Source organism: Oleiagrimonas sp. C23AA (assembly GCF_011759385.1).
GTDB lineage: Bacteria > Pseudomonadota > Gammaproteobacteria > Xanthomonadales > Rhodanobacteraceae > Oleiagrimonas.
In genome coordinates, this window is sequence record NZ_JAARLY010000003.1 from 303,814 (window position 1) to 328,070 (window position 24,257).

The following is a 24,257-nucleotide window of genomic DNA, read 5'->3' on the forward strand; positions in this document are numbered from 1 at the left end:
CGCCGGCGGGTGACCGTCGCATGATGCTGATCGAGCAGCAGCCGGCCTATGTGCTGCACGGGCGCGCGTACCGGGAAACCTCGTTGCTGCTGGAGTGCCTGACACGCGATTACGGCCGCGTCGGCGTGGTCGCGCGCGGCGTACGAGGTCAGCGCCCGAAGCTTTCGCGCTCGCAGCTGGAGCCGTTCCAGGCGCTGCATGTGGATTTCAGCCTGCGCGGCGAGCTGGCGACGCTGCGCGCGGCCGAGCCTTGCGATGCGCCACGGCGCCTGCGCGGCGATGCGTTGCTGGGTGGGCTCTACATCAACGAGCTGGTGGTGCGCTTGAGCGCGCGTCACGATGCGCAGCCGGGCCTATTCGAGGCCTATCGACGCACCTTGGAGCGTTTGCCGCAGCCCGGTCAGCTGGCCTGGGCGCTGCGCCGTTTCGAGCGCGATCTTCTGGCCGAACTCGGTTACGGACTGCAACTGCGCTACGAGGCCGAGAGCGGCGAGCCGATCCAGGCGCAGGCGATCTACCGCTATCTGCCCGAGCAGGGCGCCGTGCCCGCCGCGCATGGGCCAGGTACCGTGCGCGGTCAGGCGCTGCTGGCGCTGGAAGCCGATCAGTGCCCCTCGATCGAGGATCTACGCGACCTGCGCAAGCTGATGCGCGTGCAGATTGGCCATCACCTGGGCGGCGGTCAACTGAATGCCTGGAGTGTGCTGCGCGCTACCCGTACGCCACGCTAGGTCTGCTCGGCCAGCGCCTTGCGTGTGGCCATCAGTGTATCGAGAAAATCGTGCAGCGCCGGCTCAATCGTTTGGCTGCCGAGCTCTGTTTGTTGGCGCAGGCGTTGCGCCTGTGCGGCAAGCGCCCGTGCGCCGCAGAACCCACATGAGGCCTTGAGCCTGTGCAGGCGCTCGATCATTGCTTCGGGAGATGGTGGTCGCTGCCACTCGTCGTGCAGGCGGTCGAGCTCGTCCAGGAACAACCGGCGCAGGGCACGCAGGGTATCGGCGTTGCCGCAGGTGAGCAGTGCGGCTTCATCGTCCAGCAGTGAACTCGGCGCGGCATGCGCCAGGTGCCGTTGTAAACAGTTTTCCAGCTCGTCGAGCGCCAGCGGCTTCTGCAGTACATCGACAAAGCCGTGATCGCGAAGTGCTCTATCGCGTTCGGGAGTAATGTCGGCGCTGGTGGCAACCGCCGGGCATGCATGTGAAGGCCAATGCGTCGCGTCACGCAGGTGGCTGATGATCTGTTCGGCACCCGCGTGCGGCATGCGGCAGTCAAGAATCAGCAGATCGAAGTCGTGACGCTCGCACTGAGCGAGCGCTTCGGCGCCATCGGCACAGCCTTGTACCTGGCAACCCAGGCTGCGCAGCGCCTCGGCCAGGAAGTGCCGGCTGGTGGTGTCATCCTCGGCCAGCAGCACGCGCGGCAGCGTGGAGGAAGCCTGAGGGCGATGCGCCATAGAAGTCATGCGGTCCGTTGTCACGGCGTTACGCTTAATTTTGGCACAATGGCGCGCTATGCAGTTTCGATCAAGCCATGTCCCCGGAACGGTCCGTTTCGCGGCCTTGATGTTGCTGGTTTGCCTGGCGCTTTTCAGCGCCGGGGCGAGGGCAGGTATCGACGTGCAGGCCGATGAGCTGAGTGTGGGTGATATGCACTTCAGCAAGCTGCATCTGGTGCTGTCCAACGACCCTGACGGCAACCTGGCGGTGACACTGGACGCAGCCTCGGCGCAGGTGCCTGCGATGGGCTGGCACCACGTCGCCGTGCATCTTCAGGGACAGGTGACGCGTCAGGCCCAGCAACGCTGGCAGCTGGCCGGTGCGCTGAAGCTTAGACACGCGCCAGGCGGAATGATGGGCGACGGTACACTGAACATCGCCGTTGATGGCGACGCCAACACGCTTGAGGTTTCCCTTTCACAAGCCAAGGCGCAGGCCTCTGCCGCCTTGCCGTTGGATATGCCCACGCATGCACAGGTAACGCTTGATGCCGTGCCACTGGGGTGGCTGCAGGGCTTGCTCAGCCAGGCCTGGTCCGCTGGCAAGCTCAAGTCAGGCCGTGTCGATGGACGCTTGGCTCTGGACGTGCTGAGCGACGGTGTACAGACCTCGGGTCAATTCAAACTGACGGGGGCCGGCATCGATTCGACCGGTGGCTCCATCGCTGCACAGAAGCTGAGCGCCGATGGCCATTTTTCGCTGGATACCCGTGTAAAGCCGGTCAAGATATCGGTGGACACCACCCTGAGTCACGGGCAGGTATTGTTGGGTCCGCTATATGCGCAATTACCCTCCCACCCTGTGCGTTTGACGCTGACAGCGCTGGCCGGGGCGCAGGGGATCTCGCTGCGCGATTTGCGCTTCAGCGATCCGGACGCACTGCGACTGAATGGCCGCATCGACTTCAATCACCAGGGTGACCTGGCACGGTTGGATCTGGATCATGTACAGGCCAGTTTTCCGGCCGCCTATCGACGTTATGCTCGCAGCTGGCTGGATCAGGCCGGCTTTGAGAACCTGCATGTCAGTGGTGGTCTTGGCGCGCAGGTGGCCTTCGGGGTCAAAGGACTGAATCGGCTGTCACTGGACGCCAACCACATGGATGTGAGCGATGCGCAAGGGCGCTTCGACATCCAGAATCTGGATGGTGGTATCGACTGGATTGCCCACGGTTCGCTGCCGGCCACCACGCTCAGCTGGTCGGCGCTCAAGCTGTATCGTATCCCCAACGGCGCGTCGACCGCCCACTGGCAATCGAAGGGCGGTGCGCTGGCGCTGACTCAACCATTATCGGTACCGGTCTTGGGTGGGCAACTGGTGGTCTCGCAACTGGACTGGCGGCCTGCCGCCAGCAAGGGGCAGAGGCTGGACACGGCGCTGGCGCTCACCGGCATCAATCTGAAATCCCTGTGCAAGGTACTGGGCTGGCCGCAGTTTCCCGGTACGCTTGCCGGCTCCATTCCGGGGCTGCGCTATCAGAATGGTCGTTTCGACCTTGACGGTGGGCTCTCGCTCAACGTTTTCGATGGCTTTGTCGATGTCACGCGACTGTCGCTGGAGCACCCCTTCGGCAATGCGCCGGTGCTGGCCGGTGATATGAACCTCAAGGCGCTGGACCTGGCCAAGATCACCTCGGTGTTCGACTTTGGCTCGATCACCGGTCGCCTGCACGGGCATGTGAACGACCTGCGGCTGGTCGACTGGTCGCCGGTGGCCTTCGATGCCGAGCTGCTGGCCGACAGCGGTGGACGCATCAGCCAGCGCGCCGTGAACAACCTGACGTCGGTGGGCGGCGGCGGTATGGCCGGTGGCCTGCAGGGCGTGGTGCTGAAGCTTTTTGACAGCTTCGGCTACAGGCGCATTGGCCTGCGCTGCAAGCTTCAGGGCTCGGTGTGCCACATGGGTGGGCTGGAGCCCGACGGCAATGGCTTTACCATCGTGGAAGGACGCGGTCTTCCCCACCTTAGCGTGATCGGCCATCAGCGCCGCGTCAGCTGGCCCACCCTGGTCAATCGTCTGGAAGCGGCCACCAAAAGTGGCGGGCCGGTGGTGCGTTGAGACGCCGCTCCCTGCAGGAAGCGTGGCAGGTATGGGATCATCTTCATTGTATTGGCGAAGGAGCAAGCGCATGCGCAAGGCGTGGTTCGGCCTGATGGCCCTGGTGGCGGTAAGCCTGATTGGCTGCGTCACCATCAATGTGTATTTTCCCGAAGCTGCGGCAAAGAAAGCGGCCGACCAGTTCATTGGATCGGTGCTGAGCGAGCAGGCCACCGCACAGCCGCAAGATCAGAAGGACGCGGACAAGTCTCAGCAGCAACAGCCGCCCGGGAACCAGCCATCGGCCAGCGTGTTCGACCTCCTGATTCCAGCCGCCCATGCGGCCAGCCCGAACCTGCGTATCCATACCCCCGCTATCGACAAGCTGCACGATGCGATGAAACAACGCTTCCAGCAGCATCTGAAGTCATGGCTGAATGATGGTGCGGTTGGCTTCACCCAGGATGGCATGGTGGCCGTGCGTGATGCCGGCAAGGTGCCGTTGAGCCAGCGCGCGGCGCTCAAGTCGACGGTGGCGGCCGAGAACCGCGATCGGCAGGCGCTGTATCGCGAGATTGCCAACGCCAACGGTCATCCGGACTGGCAGTCGGACATTCGCAGCACCTTTGCCCAGCTGTGGATTAAGAAAGCCCAGTCAGGCTGGTACTATCGCGACGCCTCCGGTCACTGGAAGCGCAAGTAGTTCCAGGTGATCGTTTCATTCGTTATTTTCGCCCGGACGTTTGCAAGGTCCGGGCGTTTGCATATTGATTCATGAAGATAGCCGACGTAGACATTACCGACCTGACCCATGATGGCCGCGGCGTGGCCCGCATCGACGGCAAGGCCGTGTTCGTGGCCGGCGCGCTGACCGGTGAACGGGTACGCGCACGCACCGTGCGCCGCCATCGCTCGTTCGATGAAGCGGTGACCGAAGAGGTGTACCAGGCCTCGCCCGATCGGGTGACGCCCAAATGCGCGCACTTTGGCCTGTGCGCCGGCTGCTCGCTGCAGCATCTGGCGCCGGAGGCGCAGATCGCAGCCAAGCAGCGCGTATTGGCCGAGAACTTCGAGCGCATCGGCAAGGTGAAGCCCGATCGCTGGCTGGAACCACTGACCGACGAGCCCTGGGCGTATCGCCGCAAGGGGCGTCTTTCAGTGCGCTATGTCGCCAAGAAGGAACGTGTGCTGGTGGGCTTTCGCGAGTCCAATCCGCGCTACGTGGCCGATGTGCGCCATTGTCAGGTGCTGCATCCGGCGCTGGGTCCGAAGATCGAGGCCATCGGCGAGCTGGTTGGCCGCATGCACGCGGCGCGCGAGATTCCGCAGATCGAGTTTGCCGCCGGTGATAGTACCGTGGCGCTGGTGTTCCGCCATCTGGTGCCGCTGGATGAGCACGATCAGCAGCTGCTGATCGAATTTGCCAAGGCGCACGACTTTGCCATCTTCCTGCAGCCCAAAGGGCTGGACAGCGTGCATCCGCTGTATCCGGACAACCCGCAGCTGGCGTTTGCCATTCCGGCCTACGATATCGAGCTGAAGTTCCGGCCGCTGGATTTTGTCCAGGTCAATGCCGGCATGAACCAGCGCATGATCGATCACGCCATGGCGCTGCTCGATCCGCAGCCGGATGACCGGGTGCTGGACCTGTTCTGTGGCCTGGGCAATTTCACCTTGCCGGTGGCGCGTCGCGTGGCCGAGGTGGCCGGCGTCGAGGGTGACGATGGCCTGGTGCGCCGCGCCGCCGAGAACGCCACCCACAATGGCATCGACAACGCGCAGTTTCATGTCGCCAACCTGTTCGAGGATCACCGCAAGGCGACCTGGGCGCGCCAGGATTGGACCAAGCTGCTGCTGGATCCACCGCGGGCCGGTGCCGACAAGGTGCTGGAGTTCCTGCCCGGCAAACACACCCGGCGCATTGTGTACGTTTCCTGCCATCCGGCCTCGCTGGCGCGCGATGCGGGCATCCTGGTCAACCAGCACGGCTTTCGACTGGCCGCAGCCGGCGTGATGGACATGTTCCCGCACACCGCGCATGTGGAGTCGATTGCGCTGTTCGAGCGCGACTGACGGCGCCGGCGCATGGGTATCGAGATCGAGCGCAAGTTCCTCTTGGCCGGCGACGGCTGGCGCGACCACGTCGAGCGCAGCCAGCACATGGCGCAAGGGTATCTGGTCGACGCCGCCGCCATTGGCGCCGGCCATGCGCGCAGCTCGGTGCGGGTGCGGCTGGCCGGCGACCAGGCCTGGCTCAACATCAAGTCGGCCACTGCCGGCATCGAGCGCCAGGAGTTCGAGTACGCCATTGCCCATGCCGACGGTCGGTACATGCTGGAGACGTTGTGCAACGGGGTGATCGAGAAAATGCGGCATTTCGTGCGCGTGGAAGGCACGCTGTTCGAGTTGGATGTATTCGAGGGCAGCAACGCCGGCCTGGCCGTGGCCGAGGTCGAGCTGCCTTCAGTGGACGCGCCATTTCCGCACCCAGACTGGCTGGGACGCGAGGTGAGCCAGTTGTCGCGCTACTACAACCATCAGCTGATTGCCTACCCGTACAGCCAATGGAGCGAGGCCGAGCGCCGCGCGGAGGATGCCTGATGCTGTTGACCGGAATTGCCGGCACCGAACTTTCCGCGCGCGATATCGAGCGTCTGCGCGTGCCGCAGGTCAGTGGCGTGGTGCTTTTCGCGCGCAACTTCGTCTCGCGCGAGCAGGTTACGGCGCTGATCGATGCCATGCGCGAGGTGCGCGGTGACGATGATTTCATCGTCGGCGTGGATCAGGAAGGCGGCCGCGTGCAACGTTTCCGCGAAGGCTTTACCGCCTTGCCGCCGCTGGCACGCATTGGCGAGCGCCACAGCGAAGACCCGGGCCTGGCGCGTGCCCTGGCCGAAGAGCACGCCTGGCTGATGGCCAGCGAGATGCGCGCGGTGGGCGTGGACATCAGTTTTGCGCCGGTGATCGACCTGGCGCGCGGCAATCGCGCCATTGGTGACCGCGCCTTCCATGCCGACCCGGAGGTAGTCGCCGAACTGGCCGATGCCTACATCCGCGGCATGCACATGGCCGGCATGGCGGCGACCATCAAGCATTTTCCAGGCCATGGCTCGGTGGCCGAAGACACGCATGTCGATGTCGCTCGCGACAGTCGCGACATGCAGGCAATCTGCGCCGAGGACCTGGTACCGTTCGCCGACTGCATCGCCCTGGGTGTGGAGGCGGTGATGATGGCGCACGTGATCTACCCGGCCATCGACGACACCCCGGCGGGTCGCTCGCCGGTATGGATTGGTCAGATCCTGCGTCAGGAGCTGGGATTTGAGGGCATCGTGTTCAGCGATGACATCAGCATGGCGGCGGCCGGCGAGGGCGATGCCATGCGCCAGCGCGTGCTGGCGCACCTTGAGGCCGGTTGCGACCTGATCCTGGCCTGCCAACCCGATGCCTTCGAAGCGGCCATCGAAGCCGTGGATGGTCTTGCACCATGTGATCGTGCCCGCGTGGCCACGCTTCGCGGCGAGGCGGCGGCTGGCTGGGATGCGCTGATCGACAATCCGCAGCGCGATCGTTTTCTCGCTCGCCTGGCCATGCTTCAGGCTTGAACCACTTCTAGGAGGACATGCCATGAAGGCGGATGCATCTTTGGCCGAGGCGCTGGCGCACTCGGACCTTCTGTTCGACCGCGCCACCCTGGGTGTGGAAATCGCCCGCATGGGCAAGGCCATCGATGCCGAACTGGATGGCGAGCGTGCGGTGTTCATCACCGTGATGCACGGCGCGCTGGTGTTTGCTGGCGAACTGGCCCTGGCCATTGCCACCGATCTGGAGTTTGATTACGTGCACGCCACGCGCTACCGCGGCGATACCGCTGGCGGCCAGCTGCATTGGCTGCGCGAGCCCAAGGCCGATATGCAGGGGCGCACGGTACTGCTGGTCGATGACATACTGGACGAGGGCCATACGCTGAAGGCTGTGCGTGATGCCTGTCTGGCGCGGGGCGCACGTCGTGTGCTGGTGGCCACGCTCTGCAGCAAGCAGCACGCGCGCCGGGTGGAGGGCATCAACGCCGACTTCAATGGCGTCGAAGTAGCCGACCGTTACGTGTTCGGCTATGGCATGGATTATCACGAACAAGGCCGCAACCTGCCGGGTATCTTTGCCCTGCGTGAGGCCTGACTGCGGTGCAAGCGAGAGAGCGACATGGCCATTGATCTTGCCGTTATTGGCGGTACCGGTCTTTACCAGTTTCCCGGGTTGAACAACATCGAGCGCCATACGGTGGACACGCCCTATGGCGTTCCTTCCGATGCCATTGTCAGCGGCACGCTCGGCGACAAGCGCGTGGCTTTTCTGGCTCGTCATGGTGAGTCGCACAGCCTGCCGCCGCACCGGGTCAATTACCGGGCCAATATCTGGGCATTGAAGGAGCTGGGCGCGCAACGCGTCATTGGCGTCAATGCCGTGGGCGGTATCCGCCACGATATGGGGCCGCGGGTGCTGGTTGTGCCCGATCAGGTGATTGACTACACCCATGGGCGGCTTTCCAGCTTCTGCGACGTGGAAGGCGCCGAAGTACTGCATATCGATTTCACCGAACCCTATACCATGCCTTTGCGCCAGGCCATGCTGGATGCGGCGCGGCGCATCGACATGGCGGTAGTGGATGGTGGTTGCTACGGTGCCACGCAGGGACCGCGCCTTGAGACGCGCGCGGAGATAGCGCGCATGCGCCGTGACGGTTGCGATCTGGTCGGCATGACGGGCATGCCCGAGGCCGTCCTGGCACGCGAGGCGGGCCTGGAATATGCCTGCCTCGCCCTGGTGGCCAACTGGGCGGCCGGTTGTGGGGACGAGGGTGAGATCAGTCTGAATGAAATTTTCGAGCACCTTCGGGTTGCCACAGCGCAGGTGTCGCCTCTGCTCTTGGCGTTGCTCGGCGATTGAAGCGCCTGTTTGGCCCTTCCATGTAAACGATTATCTTGGCGCCACGGCTGGATTTGCAGCTGGGGCGTTTTCGTATCCAGCGCTCTGTGCGAAAGATAAGCAAGCCGGATAATCTTTCATTGCCTGTCTTGGCATATATATCCGCGATGCATACATGTCATGGAAATTGCGTTAAGAATTACTTGCGTCGTGCTTTGATTCATGGCGTACTGCTCGTGTGCCGGGGCGCGTGTCGGGGGGGAGAGCTGTCGCGCGGACATTGGCACATCCGGTCCATGTAACGAGGTTCACGCAAATGCGTTTTGGTACGGTTAAATGGTTCAATGACGCCAAGGGCTTTGGTTTCATCGCGCCCGAGGATGGGGGGGAAGACGTGTTCGTGCATTATTCGGCGATCAACTCGACGGGCTTCCGGAGTCTCAAGGAAGGACAGCGCGTCAGTTTCGAAGTCGTCCAGGGGCCGAAGGGCGCCCAGGCCTCGGGTGTGGCGATCGCCGCCTGAAGCTACTGCACTATCCGCATTCTTGAAGCCCTGCGCGACGAGTTCGCGCGGGGTTTTTTTATGACCCAAAAGACTTCGTCCAACAAAGTGATAGTCAAATAAATTGACAGTAAATATGTTGGGCGTATGCTGCCTGCATGGACACCACAACGCACACTCACTGGTACGAGGATGTGGTCTTGCCGGCATTGCTGCGCCATGCGCGCACAGCGTATGGACTGCATATGCGCGATGCGCTGGCCAAGGCGGGCTACGATGACTTGCCCCGCAACGGCATGTACGTGATCGGCGGCCTGGCCTTGGGGCATGGCGACGTGCCGCTTAGTGAGCTGATTCGCCAGATGCGCATCAGCAAGCAGGCCGCGGGCCAGTTGGTCGACACCCTGGTGCTGCGCGGTTATCTGGAGCGGGAAGTGGACAGCACCGATCGTCGCAGGCTCAACGTTCGCTTGACGGCGCGCGGGCAGGCCGCAGCCGAGGCTCAGCAGGGCGCGCGCCGTCAGGTCGATGAGCTGCTGCAGCAGGCGGTCGGCGAGGAGGCCGTGCAGACCACGCGCCGCACGCTGGCCGCGCTGTACGATATCGGTCGTCAGTTCGAGGACAGTAACGCCGAAGATTGACGTGTGCTCATGCCGGAGAGGTGGTAAATGCCGGGCTTTCTGTGCGGCTTTGACGGTGACCTCGCCGGGTCAGCGATTTCCCCTGCGATCTGCCGTGGCTCGCATGAGGGAGCTGCGATCGGCTTGGCCGCTGTACATGCCGGCAACGACGGCCCGGGGGCAGCGAATGCCGGTTCTGAGAACGCGGGCTTTGCGCATCTTCGGTGGGTATATCGGCAAAAGGCGCGATGCGGGAACGGCGCAAGTAACTGCCTAGGTCAAGCGCTAAGACTGGGCACTTGAATGGAGCTGGCGTTCCAGAAGGCGCGCCCCGACAGCAGGTCATATGCACCATTCCGGGCGTGGGCGGTGAGTGGATGCACATAAAAAAAGCGGGCCTTGAAGGCCCGCTTTTTTGTGGCCGAAAACGGCCGGTATTGGTGGAGGTGGGCGGAATCGAACCGCCGTCCGAAGGTGTTCAATCCCCGGTACTACATGCTTAGCTCACCGTTGGATCTCATTCCCCGGCAGCACGGTGAACAAAGCGCGCCGGAGAACCAGCCTGAAAAGTTTTAGCCGTTGATCGTCAGGCAACGATCTTCGGGCGATCCCGCGTGGATGACCCTACACCTGTACGCACGGGCACATACGGGTTCGGGGCTAGGCCTTAAGCGGCCAGAGCGTAGTTGTCGTCGTTGGCAACTATAAGTTTTGCAACTGGTTTAACGAGGAAAGTCGCCCCCTCGGCATGCACCAGACAATATCACTACCCCCGTCGAAGCCATGACACCCCCGGGGAAACTCAATTGCGCGTGGCAAGTGCTCCAGTATATGGAGCGTGGCCGGGCAGATTCAAGGGCTGCCCGGGTGTTTTCAGGAAGGCGGATTCTTGGCCCGCATCACGCGCTGTTTCTCGCGGTTCCAGTCGCGCTCCTTTTCGGTGGCGCGCTTGTCGTGCTGCTGCTTGCCGCGCGCCAGACCAAGCTCCAGCTTCACATGATTGGCCTTCCAGTAAAGCGCTGTGGGCACCAGCGTGTAGCCCTTGCGCTCCACCGCACCGATCAGTTCATCGATTTCGCGCCGGTGCAGCAGCAGCTTGCGCGTGCGCCGGTCGTCGGCGACCACGTGGGTGGAAGCGCTGATCAGCGGCGGGATGGAGGTGCCGAACAGGTAGATTTCACCATGCTTGACGATGGCGTAGCTGTCGCCAAAGTTGATGCGTCCGGCGCGCAGCGACTTCACCTCCCAGCCCTGCAACGCAATGCCGGCCTCGAAGCGCTTGTCGATGTGATACTCGTGGCGCGCACGCTTGTTCAGCGCAATGGTGCTGCCGGTGTCCTTTTTTTTCTTCGCTTTGGCCATGTCCGTTAGAATCTCGAACCTGTAGCGTTCGTATCGTGAACGGCGCGCCGCCGACGGGCGCGCGCCGCTCCGTGAATGAAGTCGAGGAATCAAAGTGACGCAGATCCGCCGCAGCGCCCTGGTCAAATATTCACCCGCACAGATGTATGCACTGGTGACCGATGTTCAAGCCTACCCCAAGCGCTTTGGCTGGTGCGTGGACTCGGCCGTGCAGGATGTTCAAGGCGAAACCGTCACCGCGCGCCTGGAGCTGAAGTTTGCCGGTATCCGCCAGGGCTTTACCACGCGCAATATCGGTGAGCCGCCGCAGCGCATGACCATGCAACTGGTGGAGGGGCCATTTCGCAAGCTGGAAGGCGTGTGGAGTTTCGAAGCGTTGGGCGAGCGCGGCTGCAAGGTATCGCTGGTGCTCGATTTCGACTACGCCGGTCGCCTGGGGGGCATGGCCTTCAAGTTGGGCTTTCAAGGATTGGCCAACCGCATGGTGGACGATTTCTGCACAGAGGCTGCCAAGGCCTATGGCTGAGCACATCCACATTTGGGTGGTCTATGCCGATGAGCAGGGCGTGATCGAGCGTGACCTGAGCCTGCCGCGAGGCACTACCGCCGGTCAGGCCCTGCGCCAGGCACGGCTGGAACGCGAACGTCCGCAGCTGAGCGTGGGCGAGGGCGATCTTGGTGTGTTCGGGCGTCGGGTGACGCCCGGCCACGTGTTGCACGACGGTGACCGTGTGGAGGTCTACCGCCCGCTCAAGCTCGATCCGATGCAGGCGCGGCGCCAACGCGCCGCGCGCCGCTAAAAGCGTCTCAGCCGCCCTGCTGACCACCGCTGGCCGGCGGGGCCTTCTTGTTCGGTCCAAGCACCGGAGTGTCGTCCTTGGTGGCCGGTCCCTTGTCACCACTCTCGTCGTCGACGTTGTAGTCGGTCTTGAGCTTCTTGGCCTGGTTCAGCAGCTTGGTTGGATCTTCGTTGAAGAAGTTGCCCTCGGTTCGCGCCAGCACGTCGTTGTCGAAGTACAGCGTGAACGTGCGTAGCGTGGTCTTGCCGCTACGGGGCGTATACGAAGACACATAGTCCCAGCGGTCGTGGTCGAACGGGGACGCAATCGACGGCGTGCCCAGCAGCACCAGTACCTGACGTTTGGTCATGCCCGGCTTGAGCTGATCGACTTTTTCCTTCTTCAGGAAGTTGCCCTGTTGCACGGGCGGCTTGTACACCAGTCCGCAGCCGGCAAGCAGGGAGCCTGCCAGCGCGAGGCAGAGCAGGTTTCGGAAGGGCGTTCGCATACGTCTCGCGTCCGGTTGGTCAAAGGTTTTGGATGATACACTAAGCGCTGTCAGGCTTAAGGTGCCAGGAGTTAATCAGAGATGGATCAGGAATCCCACGAATTGCGCAAGGCGGGCCTCAAGGTCACGCACCCGCGCACCCGTATCCTGCACATTTTCGAAGAATCCCCCGAGCGCCATCTCACCGCCGAGGACATCTACAAGCACCTCCTGGCCAACCAGGAGGATATCGGCCTGGCCACGGTATACCGTGTGCTGACCCAGTTTGAAGCCGCCGGTATGGTGATCAAGCACAACTTCGAGGGTGGCCAGGCGGTCTACGAGCTCGATCGCGGGGAACATCACGATCACATGATCGATATCGACAACGGAACCGTCGTCGAGTTCGTCAGTGAGGAGATCGAGCGTCTTCAGCACGATATCGCCGATCGTTATGGCTACGTCATTGAGGATCACAGCCTGGTGCTGTACGTGCGGCCGAAGGGCAAGGCCCGCCGGTAGCGACCCGATGATCTAAACGCTCTCCTGATGGCGCGGGAAGCGTAAGTCCTGTGCTTGGCGGCTGTGCTGGCCGACATGTGTTGTTTCAGGGCTGAGAGCGCGCATCGCGCGGCGGGCAAAGCCGCATGGTCGCCGCCAAGGCGCACGCAACATCCTCCAGAGCGCCGGATGCTGGTGCTTTTTGTGATCCGCAAAAGAAAAGGCCGCGGAAGAACTCCTGTTCTTCACGCGGCTGATGCCGTTTTGAAGGCGGAACATCGAGCGCGAGTCGATGAGTATCCGCTTCTACTCCGGCTGGGCTGGCTTCCTGCCGCCCGTTTGAGTCAACCGTCCCCACGATTGACTCGCATCGCCGCTATGCGGCGACTCCCCCACACCAGTGAGACAAAGCGTAACGCTATCTTTACGCGTCTGGTATCGGAAAGTTTCCTAGTCCCTGTCGTCCTTCGACTGACATCGCTATCAGGTTTCCCCTACAAAGGCCCTCAGGACAGAAATGCGCCGGCGACCGCGCCCTCGCTGTCGCGCGGGTTGGCACGCAGCAGAATGTGCAGGCGGGTGCCGCGCTCGACGGTGCGGATGCGGAAGATGCCACTGAGCGCGGTGACCCGGTCGCGCATGCTCTGCAGACCACGGCCACCTCGACGTGGCGTCGACGTTTCCGGCAAGCCCACGCCGTCATCGCGGATATCCAGCAGCACCAGCATCGTGCCGTGGCGCTCGCCCACACGCACCCGCAGCGACAAGGTTTGTGCCATGGCGTGGCGTACCGCATTGGTGGCGGCCTCCTGCGCGACGCGGTAAATGGTGGTGCGGGTGTCTTCGTCAAGGCCGCGGATGTCGCCATGCAGCTCGAAGTGATAGGTGATGCCGGCGCTGCGTAGCAGATCGGCGATGGGGCCTTCCTCCAGTGCCCGGGCCAGGCCGAACTCGTCCAGTACTGTGGGGCGCAGGTTGTCCAGCAGTCGGCGCACGGCCTGGCGCATGTGCCCCAGGATGTCGTTGATGGAGGTGGCCACATCGGCCAGGCCTGCGTCCTGCAGCCGGTTCTGGGCCAGTTTCACTCGGGTTTGGATGGCGGTAAGGTTCTGTCCCAGTTCGTCATGCAGCTCGGCGGCCATGTAGCGACGCTGATCCTCTTCCAGACGCAGGTTGCGCCGGGCCGCTTCGCTGAGCTGGCGCGCCAGCAGGTCCAGACGTCGATTGGCGCCCTCCAGGCGTGCGTTCTGGATGGCCAGGCGGCTGCTGGAGCGACGCAGCGCATCAATGGCCGCACCGAGCATCAGTGTGGCGGTGCCGGCCACGGCCAGAAACAGGTGGGCTTCGGCCGGCGGCGGCTGTCGCTGCATGATATCGGCAAACAGCATCATGCTGCCGTTGATCACCAGCATCGACAGGCTGGCGCCGCGCCAGCCATGCCGGAAGGCGAAATACAGCACTGGCGACAGCGACAGGATGCGTGCAAATTGCGGCAATGGGTCGGTGTTTTGCATCAGTGTCAGCAGCACCAGCATGGATGGCAGCAGCACCAGCAGGCCGTCCAGCAGCAGCCGCGTCAGGGTGTCGCGATGCGGGCGCTCGCGCACCAGCATGATCAGTACCGGTGCTAGCAAAAGCACGCCCAGATATTCGCCCAGCAAATCACCGCCCAGCGCATTGGCAATGCGTGGCAGGTTCAGCGTCGGGTGCATGGCCTTGACGATGGTGGCTCCCCCCAGCGTCACGGCGGTGCAGGTCACCAGTGCCGAAGCCAGCAGGCGGGCGACAGCCTCCGGGCTGCGCAGCGAGGCTTGCAGGCCAAGGCGGCGCAGGACGCTCAGGCACAGCGCCACAATCAGCACATCCGGCACGTCTCCAGCCATGAAGGCCTGCCAGGCCATTCGGGGTGCATGCGTTATGCCCTCGGCCAGCGCGCTGGCGCCCCATTCGCCGGCAATCAGCCACGGCCACAGCCGCATCGGCGTGAGCAGAAGCAGGCCAAAGCGCAGGCCTGCCGGCAACACCCACATCGGCATGGTGGTCGGCCACAGCGCCAGCCAGGCAAGAAAGTACAGCGCCGCCAGTAGCGGGCCTTGCAGGTATCGGGGAATGCGCATCCACATGGCGCTCATGGTAGCCGCTAAGTGCGGTCGCACGCGCCTGTGCGCACGAGGTGGCAATTGGCGCTACAGTGACGGCCATGTACCGGATAGTGCTAGTAGACGATCACGCCATTGTGCGCGAGGGCTTCAAGCGCCTGATCGAGATGGAAGATGATCTGGCCGTATGCGCCGAATGTCGCTGCGCCGACGAGGCGGTGGAGGCGGTGACGGCCGAGCGCCCCGATCTGGCCGTGCTCGACCTTTCCTTGCCGGATGGTGGCGGGCTGCCCTTGATCGAGCACTTGCGCAGCATCGCGCCGGATACGCGGCTGGTGGTGCTGAGCATGCACGACGGCGAGCCATATGTGGCCGAGGCGCTGCGTCGCGGCGCCTGCGGCTATGTCACCAAGGGCGTGGCGCCGGAGGAATTGGTTGCCGGCCTGCGTGTGGTGATGGGTGGCAAGCGCTTTCTGAGTTCGGACCTGGAGCGGCGCCGTGCGCACCGCCCCAGCGAGGAGCTGGACCCGCTGCACCGGCTGACCAGTCGCGAGCGCGACGTATTCCTGCTGCTGGCCGAGGGGCGCACGCCCAAGCAGGCGGCCGCCGAGCTGGGCATCGGCCAGAAGACCATCTACATCCACCGCGCCAGCCTGATGGGCAAGCTGGGCGCCGGCTCCGAGCTGGATCTTTATCGCTTGGCCGTCGAGCGCGGCTTGCTGCCGGCCTGAGCGCCGGCAGCGCGCGACTTAGGCCTGCGCTTTTTCCAGCATCTGGCGGGCGTGGGCCAGTGTTTCGCGGGTGATTTCCAGGCCACCCAGCATGCGCGCCAGTTCATCGCCGCGGGCTTTTTCATCCAGCCGGGAGATGCCCGTGCGTGTGGCCTGGCCATCGCTTTGCTTGGCGACCTTGAGATGGGCGTGACCTTGCGCGGCCACCTGCGGCAGGTGCGTCACGCACAGCGCCTGGCGGTGTTCGCCAAGTGCGCGCAACTTCTGGCCCACTACCTCGGCCACGGCACCACCGATACCGGTGTCGACCTCGTCAAACACCATGGTACCGACCGCATCCAGGCCCAGCGCGGCCACTTCGATGGCCAGACTGATACGCGCCAGTTCGCCGCCCGAAGCCACCTTGCGCAGCGCGCGTGGCGGTTGGCCGGGGTTGGCGCTGACCAGAAATTCGCAGCGTTCCAGGCCCTGTGCGTCCGGTGTATCGGATGCCTGCGGCTGCAGCTGGACCTCGAAGCGCCCGCCGCTCATGCCCAATTCCTGCATCAGCGCGCTGACTTCGCGCCCCAGGTGCTCGGCGGCCTTGGCGCGGGCCTGGCTCAGCGTCTTGGCCGCGTTGGCGTAATCGGCCTCGCAGCGAGCCACGTCGCCGTGCAGCTTTTCGACCGCCTCGCCGGCGCCCTCCAGTTCGTCCAGCTCGGCGGACAGCGATTCGGCCTTGGCGGCCAGCTCGTCCAGCGGCAGACGGTGGCGACGGCCCAGGTCGTGCAGATGCACCAGGTGCTGGTCGACCGTTTCCAGGCGCTCGGGGTCCATGTCCAGATCGCTGGCGTAGCGGCTGATGCCGTCGATGGCCTCGTCCAGCTGGATCTCGGCGTTGTCGAGCAGGGCGGCCAGCGGCTGCAGGCGCTCGTCGATCTCGACCAGACGCAGCAGCTCGGCCTGGGCGCGCGACAGCGCCCGGCGCACGGCAAATTCGCTGTCGCCGTCGAGCAGGTCGGAAAGACCGTTGGCGCCCTCCAGCAGTCGACCGGCATTGGCCAGCCGGCGATGTTCGGTTTCCAGCTCGTGCAGCGCCTCGGGCGCCAGTGCCCAGCGCTGCAGTTCGTCACGCTCGTGGCGTAGCAGCTCGATGTGTCCTTCGCGGTCATCGCCGCCGCTGAGCTTTTCTATCTGCGCGCGCAGCTGGCGCCATTGCCCGGCCAGTTCACGCACCCGCGCGATGCTGGTATCGGCCTCGGCAAAGGCGTCGAGAAGGCGCAGTTGGTGCTGGCGCGAGAGCAGCGCCTGGTGCTCGTGCTGGCCATGGATTTCGACCATATGCGAGGTCAGTGCCGAGAGCTGAGCCAGGCTGGCCGGGCGGCCGTTGATCCAGGCGCGCGAGTTGCCTTCGGCGCGGATCACCCGGCGCAGACGGCAGGCGTCGTCGTCGTCCAGTTCCTCGTCAGCCAGCCACTGGCGTGCCTCGGGCAGGTCGGCCAGATCGAACTCGGCCAGCAGTTCGGCCCGCTCGCTGCCGGCGCGCACCATGCCGCTGTCGGCGCGGATGCCCGACAACAGCATCAGCGCATCGACCATCAGGGATTTGCCGGCACCGGTTTCGCCGGTGACCACGGTCAGGCCGGGGCCGAAGCTGATCTCCGCTTCCTCGACCACGGCGAAATTGCGTACGTAGAGCGACGTCAGCATGCGTCAATCGATGTCTGGACAAGAGCCCGATTGTAGCCGCTGGCGGTCGCGCTTCCAGCCCTTGGGTGCACGCAGGCCGTGCAAACCGGTCCATACGCGGCGCTGGCACTTGCAAGAGCGGTGCACAGCCCTTATTCATCGACCTGGAATGCAAGTGATCAATCAACGCCATGAGCATGCGCAACGGTCCTGAACTCGACGCCCGCGCCCGCCGCCTGTTGCGGGCGCTGATCGGGCAGTACCTTACCGACGGCGAACCGGTGGGCTCGCGCACGCTGGCCAAGTCCTCGGGGCTGGATGTCAGCCCGGCGACCATCCGCAACATCATGTCCGACCTCGAAGAAGAGGGCCTGATCGCCTCGCCGCATACCTCGGCCGGTCGTATTCCCACGCCGCGCGGCCTGCGCGTGTTCGTCGACAGCCTGATCGAGCTCAAACCCTTGCCGCGTGAGCTGATGGCACGCCTGCGTCGAGAGCTGCCGCTGCAGCCGGCCACTTCGCGCGACCTGCTGGACAGTGCCTCGACACTGCTGTCGGCGATGACGCACTTTGTCGGCGTGGTCACCGTGCCGCAGCAGGCCGACTTCCCGCTGCGCCATATCGAGTTTGTGGCGCTGGGTGATGATCGCGTGCTGGTGGTGCTGGTCTACGCCGATCACCAGGTGCAAAACCGCATGGTGCAGTTGTCCAAGCCGCTGCCACCCTCGGTGCTGGAACAGGCCTCCAACTACCTCAACGAGCACTTCGCCGGCATGCATCTGTCGCAGATTCGCGCCGGATTGCTGGCCGAACTCAAGGCCGCCGGCGGCGAACTCAACCGGCAGCTGGCCGAAACCATGGAGCTGGCCGCGGCTTCGTTCGGGCCGGACCTGCACGAAGCCGATGTGGTGGTGACCGGGCAGACCAACCTGATGGGTTATCAGGAACTGTCGGATCTTGAACGACTGCGTGAGCTGTTCGACGCCTTCCAGCGCAAGCGCGACATGCTGCAGCTGATGGAAGGCTGCGTGCAGGCGCCGGGCGTGCGTCTGTTCATCGGCGAAGAGTCGGGTTTTTCGGCGCTGGACAGCTGCTCGGTGGTGACCGCACCGTATGGCGCCGGGGGGCGCATGCTGGGCGCGCTGGGCGTGATTGGACCCACGCGCATGGCCTATGACCGGGTCATTCCGGTGGTGCAGGCCACCGCCGGATTGTTGTCCGATGCCTTGAATCGCGTCGCGACGACCTTATAAACCGGCCGGGAGGCGGGAATTCCCGCACGCACTATGCAAGGTGGCAGCGTGAGGCTGGCGCCGCGAGATTGAATTGATGTCTGGAGCGAAAATGGAAGACACCAAGCCGAATGCGTCCGAGCAGGCGCAGGACATGCCCAACCAGGCCGCACCGGGCGATGAGCAACTGGCCGAAATCGAGGCGTTGACCGCCAAGCTGGGCGAGGCCGAGCAGGCCGCCGCCGAGGCGCGCGAAACCCTTCTGCGTGAGCGCGCCGATCTGGAAAACCAGCGCCGCCGTGTGCAGCGCGACCTGGACAACGCCCGCCGCTTTGCCAACGAGAAGCTGCTCGGCGAACTGCTGCCGGTGTGCGACAGCCTGGAGCAGGGCCTGGCCGTGCAGGGCGCCGATGTCGAGGCGCTGCGCCAGGGCATGGAACTGACGCTGCGCTCGCTGCGCAAGGTGGCCGAAGGCGCCGGCCTGATCGCGGTCGATCCGCTGCATCAGCCGTTCGACCCCGAGCGCCATCAGGCCATGAGCATGGTCGAAAGCGACCAGCACGAGCCCAACACCGTGGTCTCGGTGATGCAGAAAGGCTACGTGCTCAACGACCGCCTGTTGCGTCCGGCGCTGGTGGCCGTGGCCAAGGCGCCAGGGGGTTAATCGGCGCAATTTCAAGCTCTTGAATCGATGGGGCGGGGCCCCACCTAGAATCACAGCAGCGGCCGCGGGGGCCGCGATCTGAAAAGTTTGGAGCAACAGATCATGGGCAAGATCATCGGTATTGACCTGGGCACCACCAACTCCTGTGTGGCGGTGATGGAAGGTTCCAATGCACGCGTCATCGAGAACGCCGAGGGCGACCGCACCACGCCGTCCATCGTCGCGTTCAGCAAGGATGGCGAGGTCCTCGTTGGTGCGCCGGCCAAGCGCCAGGCTGTCACCAACCCGGCCAACACCTTCTACGCGGTGAAGCGCCTGATCGGCCGCAAGTTCACCGACGCCGAGGTGCAGAAGGACATCGACCTGGTGTCCTACAAGATTCTGAACCACGACAACGGCGATGCGTGGGTGCAGACCTCCGACGGCAAGAAGATGGCGCCGCCGGAAGTGTCGGCCAAGGTGCTGATGAAGATGAAGAAGACCGCCGAGGATTTCCTTGGCGAGGAAGTGACCGAGGCGGTGATCACCGTGCCGGCCTACTTCAACGATTCGCAGCGCCAGGCCACCAAGGATGCCGGCAAGATTGCCGGTCTGGACGTCAAACGCATCATCAACGAGCCGACCGCGGCCGCGCTGGCCTACGGCCTGGACAAGAAGGGCGGCGATCGCAAGATCGCGGTCTACGACCTGGGTGGCGGCACCTTCGATATTTCCATCATCGAGATTGCCGAAGTCGACGGCGAGAAGCAGTTCGAAGTGCTGGCCACCAACGGTGACACCTTCCTGGGCGGTGAAGATTTCGACACCCGCGTCATCGATTACCTGGTCGACGAGTTCAACAAGGATCAGGGCGTGGATCTGCGCAAGGATCCGCTGGCCCTGCAGCGCCTGAAGGATGCCGCCGAGCGCGCCAAGATCGAGCTGTCCTCGGCACATCAGACCGAAGTGAACCTGCCGTACATCACGGCCGATGCCTCCGGTCCCAAGCATCTGAACATCAAGCTGACCCGCGCCAAGCTGGAAGCGCTGGTCGAAGAGCTGGTCAAGCGTTCCATTGAACCGTGCCGTACCGCGCTCAACGATGCCGGCCTGCGTGTGTCCGACGTCGACGAGGTGATCCTGGTCGGCGGCCAGACCCGCATGCCCAAGGTGCAGGAAGCGGTCAAGGAGTTCTTCGGCAAGGATCCGCGCAAGGACGTCAACCCGGACGAGGCGGTCGCCGTGGGCGCGGCCATCCAGGGTGGCGTGCTGGGCGGTACCGTCAAGGACGTGCTGCTGCTGGACGTGACCCCGCTTAGCCTGGGCATTGAGACCATGGGCGGCGTGTTCACCAAGCTGATCGAGAAGAACACCACCATCCCGACCAAGGCCTCGCAGGTGTTCTCCACCGCCGAGGACAACCAGACCGCCGTCACCGTGCACGTGCTGCAGGGTGAACGCGAACAGGCCCGCTTCAACAAGTCGCTGGCCAAGTTCGACCTGGCCGGTATCGATGCCGCGCCGCGTGGCATGCCGCAGATCGAGGTCACCTTCGACATCGACGCCAACGGCATCCTGCACGTGCACGCCAAGGACAAGAAGACCGGCAAGGAACAGAAGATCGAGATCAAGGCTGGCTCGGGCCTGTCCGACGAAGAGATCGAGAAGATGGTCTCCGATGCCGAAACGCATCGCGAAGAGGACAAGAAGTTCCAGGAACTGGTCACCACGCGCAACAAGGCCGACCAGCTGGTGCATGCGACCCGCTCGGCGCTGAAGGAGCACGGCGGCAACGTGCCGTCCGACCAGATCGGCGGTATCGAGGAAGCGCTGTCCGACCTTGAGAAGGTCAAGGACGGCGACGACAAGGACGCCATCGAGTCCAAGATCACCGCGCTCGAGCAGCGTGCCCAGTCGCTGTATGCCGCGGCTCAGGCCGGTGCCCAGGGTGGCGAGGGTGCCGACACCTCCGGCCAGCAGGCGCCGGGCGGCGGTTCGGCCCAGCCCGACGACGTGGTGGACGCCGAGTTCACCGAGGTCAAGGACGACGACAAGAAGTAAGCGTCGTCATCTGGCGTCAGGAACGGGAGCCCGCAAGGCTCCCGTTTCGCCCTGAAGGGCCTGGCGCGAGCGTCGAGCAATCTGAGTAGTCTATGAGCAAGCGTTGCTATTACGAGGTTCTGGGGGTTTCGCGCACCGTGGGTGGCGACGAGCTCAAGAAATCCTTCCGCCGCATGGCGATGAAGTACCACCCGGACCGCAATCCCGACGACCCGGAAGCGCAGGACAAGTTCAAGGAGGCCAAAGAGGCCTACGAGGTGCTGTCCGATACGCAAAAGCGCGCCATGTACGACCAGTACGGCCACGCTGCCTTCGAGGGTGGCATGGGCGGTGCGGGCGCCGGCGGTGGTGCCGGTTTCGGCGATGTCGGTGACATCTTTGGCGACATCTTCGGCGATATTTTCGGCATGGGCGGCGCCGGGCGCACCCGCGCGCATCGCGGCGCAGACTTGCGCTACGTGATGGAGCTGGACCTGGAAGAGGCCGTGTTCGGTGTCGAGCGCGAGATCCGCATTCCGACCTTGGTCAGCTGCGAAACCTGCGATGGCTCCGGTTCGAAGGACGGCAAGCGCAGCCGCTGCGGCACCTGCAACGGCCTGGGCCGGGTGCGCATGCAGAACGGCATCTTCTCGGTGCAGCAGGCCTGCCCGCATTGCGGCGGCACCGGCGAAACCATCGAGAATCCCTGTGGCGACTGCCATGGCGCGGGCCGTGTCGAGGAAACGCGCACGCTGTCGGTGCGCATTCCGGCCGGTGTCGACAATGGCGATCGCATCCGTTTGAACGGTCAGGGCGAGGCCGCGCCGGCGGGCGGAGCGGCGGGCGATCTGTACGTGGAAATGCGCGTGCGCGAGCATGCCATCTTCACTCGCGAAGGCAGCGACCTGCACTGCGAAGTGCCGATCCGCTTCGGCCAGGCCGCGCTCGGCGCCAAGATCCAGGTGCCGACGCTGGAAGGCGAGGTTGATATCACCGTGCCGCCGGAAACCCAGACCGGACAGGTATTCCGTCTGCGTGGTCGCGGTGTGACCTCGGTGCGCACCGGTCGTGCCGGTGACCTGATCTGCCAGGTGGTGGTGGAAACGCCGGTGCGCCTGACCAAGGAGCAGCGCGATCTGATGGAGCAGCTGGAAGGCACCTTCGAGGAAGCCGAACCTGAAGCCCATTCGCCGCGCGCCAGTTCCTGGTTCGATGGCGTCAAGCAGTTCTGGTCGCGCGTCACCTCCTGATTTGAAATGGGCCCGATCCGCCGTCGACCGGCTGCTGGCCGGTTGACTGCGGGCCTTGTCACCCATGGCGCTCCGTCGCGGATGCGGTACGCTGGCATGCTTTCCTCCAAGGGGTTGCTCGCATGAGCCAGACCACCCGACTTGCCATCAACGGCGCCACCGGGCGCATGGGCAGCGCGCTGCTGGAACTGATCCGCCGCGACCGGCGCCTGACGCTTTCACGCGCGGTGATCGATGCCGCTTCCGACCAGGTAGGCAAGCCGGTCCGTGAGGGCCTGTCAGCCGATGGCGTGCGTTTTTCGGCCGGCTGGGAGGGTGCCGAAGCGCTGGATGTGGTGGTGGATTTTTCCACGCCGGATGGTCTCTCACTGGCGTTGGACCACTGCCTCGAGCACAAGCTGGCACTGGTCACCGGCACAACCGGCTTGAGCGCTGAACTCAGCCAGCGCCTGGACGAGGCCGCCCGGCACATTGCGCTGCTGCGGGCGGCCAATTTCAGTCTGGGCGTGGCCGTGCTCAACCGGTTGCTGCGCCAGGCGGCGTCGGCGCTGTCTTCGTGGGACCTGGAAATCATCGAGGCTCATCACGGGCGCAAGGAAGACGCACCCTCGGGCACCGCGCTGGCCTTGGGCGAGACGGCGGCCGCGGCGCGTGGCGTGAGCCTGGACGACTGCGCCGTGTATGCGCGCGAGGGGCGCACCGGCCCACGCGAGCGCGGCAGCATCGGTTTTGCCGTGGTGCGCGGTGGCGACATTGTCGGCGAGCACACCGCGTTGCTGTGCGGGCAGGGCGAGCGTATCGAGCTTGGTCATCGCGCCACCGATCGCTCCATCTTCGCCCGAGGCGCGCTGGAGGCGGCGATCTGGCTGGCCGGGCAATCGGCCGGCAGTTACGACCTGGACGACATGCTCGCCAGCCGCAGCTGACGCGGCAATCGCCTCAGGCGGTCGGCATGGCGTCGGTCAAAAACCCGCACGAGCCGTCGATGGTCGATGGCCCGCGGGTTCCGTGGCGGGTAAGCGCCGACGGGATGAGCGGGCGCCCGTCAGTCGCGGTGCGAGGCGTTGCGGTCGCGTCCGGCGCCGAGCTTCTTGTCGAGTACGCCCACCAGCCCCTTGAAGGCGCGTGAGAACTTGCCGCGCTTGGTCTTGCGCGCCTTGGCTTCTTCGCTGACCAGCCAGGCGACCTGGATCACGCGCCGCTCGCCCTCAAAGGGCAGGTGGCCGTGGAAGGAGTTGTCGGCGCGTTTGAACACCGCAAACTCGCCGTAGAGCGGCTGCACCTGCGGCGCCAGCATGGCGTCGATGTTGTCGATGCGCTCCAGAAAGCGCAGGCAGCCGTTGCTGGTATCCGGCCACTGCGCGTTGAGGTAGAGCAGGGCGGTGGCCACCTTCGATTTGGAATCGGTGTGGATGGTCCCGTGGCGCTTGTTCAGCCAGCGACAGATGGTCACCAGCGTGGGATAGCTGCCCAGGTTGTCGATGCCCAGATGACGCCCGATGGCGCTGGCGAAGGCCGGTTGCGTCAGCTGCTCGACCAGTGCGTTCACACTCGGACCGCAGTCGGCCGGGTCGTAGGGGAAGAATCCGGCTTCACGGTAACCGGGAAAGTCGCGGTCCAGTTCTCCACGTGCCTCATCGGGCAGTTGTCCGTGCGCCACCATGAACGGGAACGGCTCGTGCCGAACCAGGGTGTCAGGGCGTTCCAGGCGGGCGGGATCAAGTAGCACTGAGTTCATGGGCGAATCGTGAAAAGTGATTGTCACGATTGTAATGCCGATTCCTCATGAATGGTGACCGTCACCTGGTTGAGAATTTGACTGGACAGTGACCGCGACCGCACTTAACATTGTGGCCCGCCCGAACCCCCGTTATCCCAAAGCCT

The 24,257-nt window shown here is 64.3% G+C and carries 25 protein-coding genes and 1 other RNA gene; 19 read left to right on the top strand and 7 right to left on the bottom strand.

Annotated elements, in window-relative coordinates:
- Window positions 1–23: 23 nt before the first annotated feature.
- A complete protein-coding gene (gene recO, locus HBF24_RS06925; protein WP_167171436.1) occupies window positions 24–731 on the top strand; it encodes a DNA repair protein RecO in 708 nt (235 codons plus the stop codon).
- Here recO and HBF24_RS06930 read toward each other — a convergent pair.
- Window positions 728–1,453, bottom strand: coding sequence for a response regulator (locus tag HBF24_RS06930; RefSeq protein ID WP_206064224.1), 726 nt, complete (start codon window positions 1,451–1,453; stop codon window positions 728–730). The two genes, recO and HBF24_RS06930, sit on opposite strands and share 4 nt — an antisense overlap.
- A 109-nt stretch (window positions 1,454–1,562) precedes the next feature.
- On the opposite strand from HBF24_RS06930, the gene HBF24_RS06935 reads away from it, so the two are divergent.
- The 9 genes from HBF24_RS06935 (at window position 1,563) to HBF24_RS06975 (ending at window position 9,602) form a co-directional block, all read left to right on the top strand.
- Entirely contained in the window at window positions 1,563–3,554 is a 1,992-nt protein-coding gene (locus HBF24_RS06935; protein ID WP_167170879.1) for a hypothetical protein, read from the top strand.
- A gap of 70 nt (window positions 3,555–3,624) precedes the next feature.
- Window positions 3,625–4,236, top strand: a complete 612-nt coding sequence (locus HBF24_RS06940) for a YdbL family protein (protein ID WP_167170882.1) — start codon at window positions 3,625–3,627, stop codon at window positions 4,234–4,236.
- A 71-nt stretch (window positions 4,237–4,307) separates the two neighbouring features.
- Entirely contained in the window at window positions 4,308–5,606 is a 1,299-nt protein-coding gene (gene rlmD, locus HBF24_RS06945; RefSeq protein ID WP_167170885.1) for a 23S rRNA (uracil(1939)-C(5))-methyltransferase RlmD, read from the top strand.
- 12 nt (window positions 5,607–5,618) lie between these two features.
- On the top strand, window positions 5,619–6,134 hold the full coding sequence (locus HBF24_RS06950; RefSeq protein WP_167170888.1) for a CYTH domain-containing protein: 516 nt from the start codon (window positions 5,619–5,621) through the stop codon (window positions 6,132–6,134).
- A complete protein-coding gene (gene nagZ, locus HBF24_RS06955) occupies window positions 6,134–7,138 on the top strand; it encodes a beta-N-acetylhexosaminidase (protein WP_167170897.1) in 1,005 nt (334 codons plus the stop codon). The genes HBF24_RS06950 and nagZ overlap by 1 nt, the downstream gene beginning before the upstream one ends.
- 22 nt (window positions 7,139–7,160) lie before the next feature.
- Entirely contained in the window at window positions 7,161–7,712 is a 552-nt protein-coding gene (locus HBF24_RS06960) for a hypoxanthine-guanine phosphoribosyltransferase (protein ID WP_167170899.1), read from the top strand.
- A 24-nt stretch (window positions 7,713–7,736) separates the two neighbouring features.
- Complete coding sequence (locus tag HBF24_RS06965; RefSeq protein ID WP_167170901.1) at window positions 7,737–8,480, top strand: S-methyl-5'-thioinosine phosphorylase; 744 nt, start codon at window positions 7,737–7,739, stop codon at window positions 8,478–8,480.
- A gap of 295 nt (window positions 8,481–8,775) precedes the next feature.
- Entirely contained in the window at window positions 8,776–8,982 is a 207-nt protein-coding gene (locus HBF24_RS06970) for a cold-shock protein (RefSeq protein ID WP_167170903.1), read from the top strand.
- 137 nt (window positions 8,983–9,119) lie between these two features.
- On the top strand, window positions 9,120–9,602 hold the full coding sequence (locus tag HBF24_RS06975; protein ID WP_167170905.1) for a helix-turn-helix domain-containing protein: 483 nt from the start codon (window positions 9,120–9,122) through the stop codon (window positions 9,600–9,602).
- A gap of 417 nt (window positions 9,603–10,019) precedes the next feature.
- On the opposite strand, the gene ssrA is transcribed toward HBF24_RS06975, so the two are convergent.
- Both ssrA and smpB read right to left on the bottom strand, forming a co-directional pair.
- Window positions 10,020–10,375, bottom strand: a transfer-messenger RNA (tmRNA) gene (ssrA, locus tag HBF24_RS06980).
- 79 nt (window positions 10,376–10,454) lie between these two features.
- On the bottom strand, window positions 10,455–10,943 hold the full coding sequence (gene smpB / locus HBF24_RS06985; RefSeq protein WP_167170907.1) for an SsrA-binding protein SmpB: 489 nt from the start codon (window positions 10,941–10,943) through the stop codon (window positions 10,455–10,457).
- Window positions 10,944–11,037: 94 nt separating this feature from the next.
- Between smpB and HBF24_RS06990 the strand changes: the two genes are divergently transcribed.
- Entirely contained in the window at window positions 11,038–11,469 is a 432-nt protein-coding gene (locus tag HBF24_RS06990; RefSeq protein WP_167170909.1) for a type II toxin-antitoxin system RatA family toxin, read from the top strand.
- On the top strand, window positions 11,462–11,743 hold the full coding sequence (locus tag HBF24_RS06995; protein ID WP_167170911.1) for an RnfH family protein: 282 nt from the start codon (window positions 11,462–11,464) through the stop codon (window positions 11,741–11,743). Before HBF24_RS06990 ends, HBF24_RS06995 begins: the two co-directional genes overlap by 8 nt.
- Before the next feature lie 7 nt (window positions 11,744–11,750).
- Here the strand turns inward: HBF24_RS06995 and HBF24_RS07000 are convergent, their stop codons facing one another.
- A complete protein-coding gene (locus tag HBF24_RS07000; RefSeq protein ID WP_343162727.1) occupies window positions 11,751–12,161 on the bottom strand; it encodes an outer membrane protein assembly factor BamE in 411 nt (136 codons plus the stop codon).
- Window positions 12,162–12,311: 150 nt separating this feature from the next.
- On the opposite strand from HBF24_RS07000, the gene fur reads away from it, so the two are divergent.
- Window positions 12,312–12,731, top strand: a complete 420-nt coding sequence (gene fur, locus HBF24_RS07005; protein WP_167170918.1) for a ferric iron uptake transcriptional regulator — start codon at window positions 12,312–12,314, stop codon at window positions 12,729–12,731.
- Window positions 12,732–13,216: 485 nt separating this feature from the next.
- Here the strand turns inward: fur and HBF24_RS07010 are convergent, their stop codons facing one another.
- Window positions 13,217–14,827: an MASE1 domain-containing protein gene (locus HBF24_RS07010; protein WP_167170921.1), complete on the bottom strand. Its 1,611-nt coding sequence runs from the start codon at window positions 14,825–14,827 to the stop codon at window positions 13,217–13,219.
- 83 nt (window positions 14,828–14,910) lie between these two features.
- On the opposite strand from HBF24_RS07010, the gene HBF24_RS07015 reads away from it, so the two are divergent.
- A complete protein-coding gene (locus HBF24_RS07015) occupies window positions 14,911–15,540 on the top strand; it encodes a response regulator transcription factor (protein WP_167170924.1) in 630 nt (209 codons plus the stop codon).
- Window positions 15,541–15,558: 18 nt separating this feature from the next.
- On the opposite strand, the gene recN is transcribed toward HBF24_RS07015, so the two are convergent.
- Window positions 15,559–17,229, bottom strand: a complete 1,671-nt coding sequence (gene recN / locus HBF24_RS07020; RefSeq protein WP_167170928.1) for a DNA repair protein RecN — start codon at window positions 17,227–17,229, stop codon at window positions 15,559–15,561.
- A 170-nt stretch (window positions 17,230–17,399) separates the two neighbouring features.
- Between recN and hrcA the strand changes: the two genes are divergently transcribed.
- From hrcA to dapB, 5 genes are all read left to right on the top strand, one after another.
- On the top strand, window positions 17,400–18,461 hold the full coding sequence (hrcA, locus tag HBF24_RS07025; RefSeq protein WP_167170931.1) for a heat-inducible transcriptional repressor HrcA: 1,062 nt from the start codon (window positions 17,400–17,402) through the stop codon (window positions 18,459–18,461).
- Between the two features lie 91 nt (window positions 18,462–18,552).
- The gene (gene grpE / locus HBF24_RS07030; protein ID WP_167170934.1) at window positions 18,553–19,104 is read left to right on the top strand and encodes a nucleotide exchange factor GrpE; all 552 of its coding nucleotides are present in this window, start codon (window positions 18,553–18,555) and stop codon (window positions 19,102–19,104) included.
- 102 nt (window positions 19,105–19,206) lie between these two features.
- Window positions 19,207–21,144, top strand: a complete 1,938-nt coding sequence (gene dnaK, locus HBF24_RS07035) for a molecular chaperone DnaK (RefSeq protein WP_167170937.1) — start codon at window positions 19,207–19,209, stop codon at window positions 21,142–21,144.
- A 92-nt stretch (window positions 21,145–21,236) separates the two neighbouring features.
- Entirely contained in the window at window positions 21,237–22,373 is a 1,137-nt protein-coding gene (dnaJ, locus tag HBF24_RS07040; protein ID WP_167170940.1) for a molecular chaperone DnaJ, read from the top strand.
- A gap of 122 nt (window positions 22,374–22,495) precedes the next feature.
- Window positions 22,496–23,299, top strand: coding sequence for a 4-hydroxy-tetrahydrodipicolinate reductase (gene dapB / locus HBF24_RS07045; RefSeq protein ID WP_167170942.1), 804 nt, complete (start codon window positions 22,496–22,498; stop codon window positions 23,297–23,299).
- Window positions 23,300–23,418: 119 nt separating this feature from the next.
- Here the strand turns inward: dapB and HBF24_RS07050 are convergent, their stop codons facing one another.
- Window positions 23,419–24,111 carry a 2OG-Fe(II) oxygenase gene (locus HBF24_RS07050; RefSeq protein ID WP_167170945.1) on the bottom strand — a complete coding sequence of 231 codons (693 nt, stop codon included), beginning with the start codon at window positions 24,109–24,111 and terminating at the stop codon, window positions 23,419–23,421.
- Window positions 24,112–24,257 lie beyond the last annotated feature (146 nt).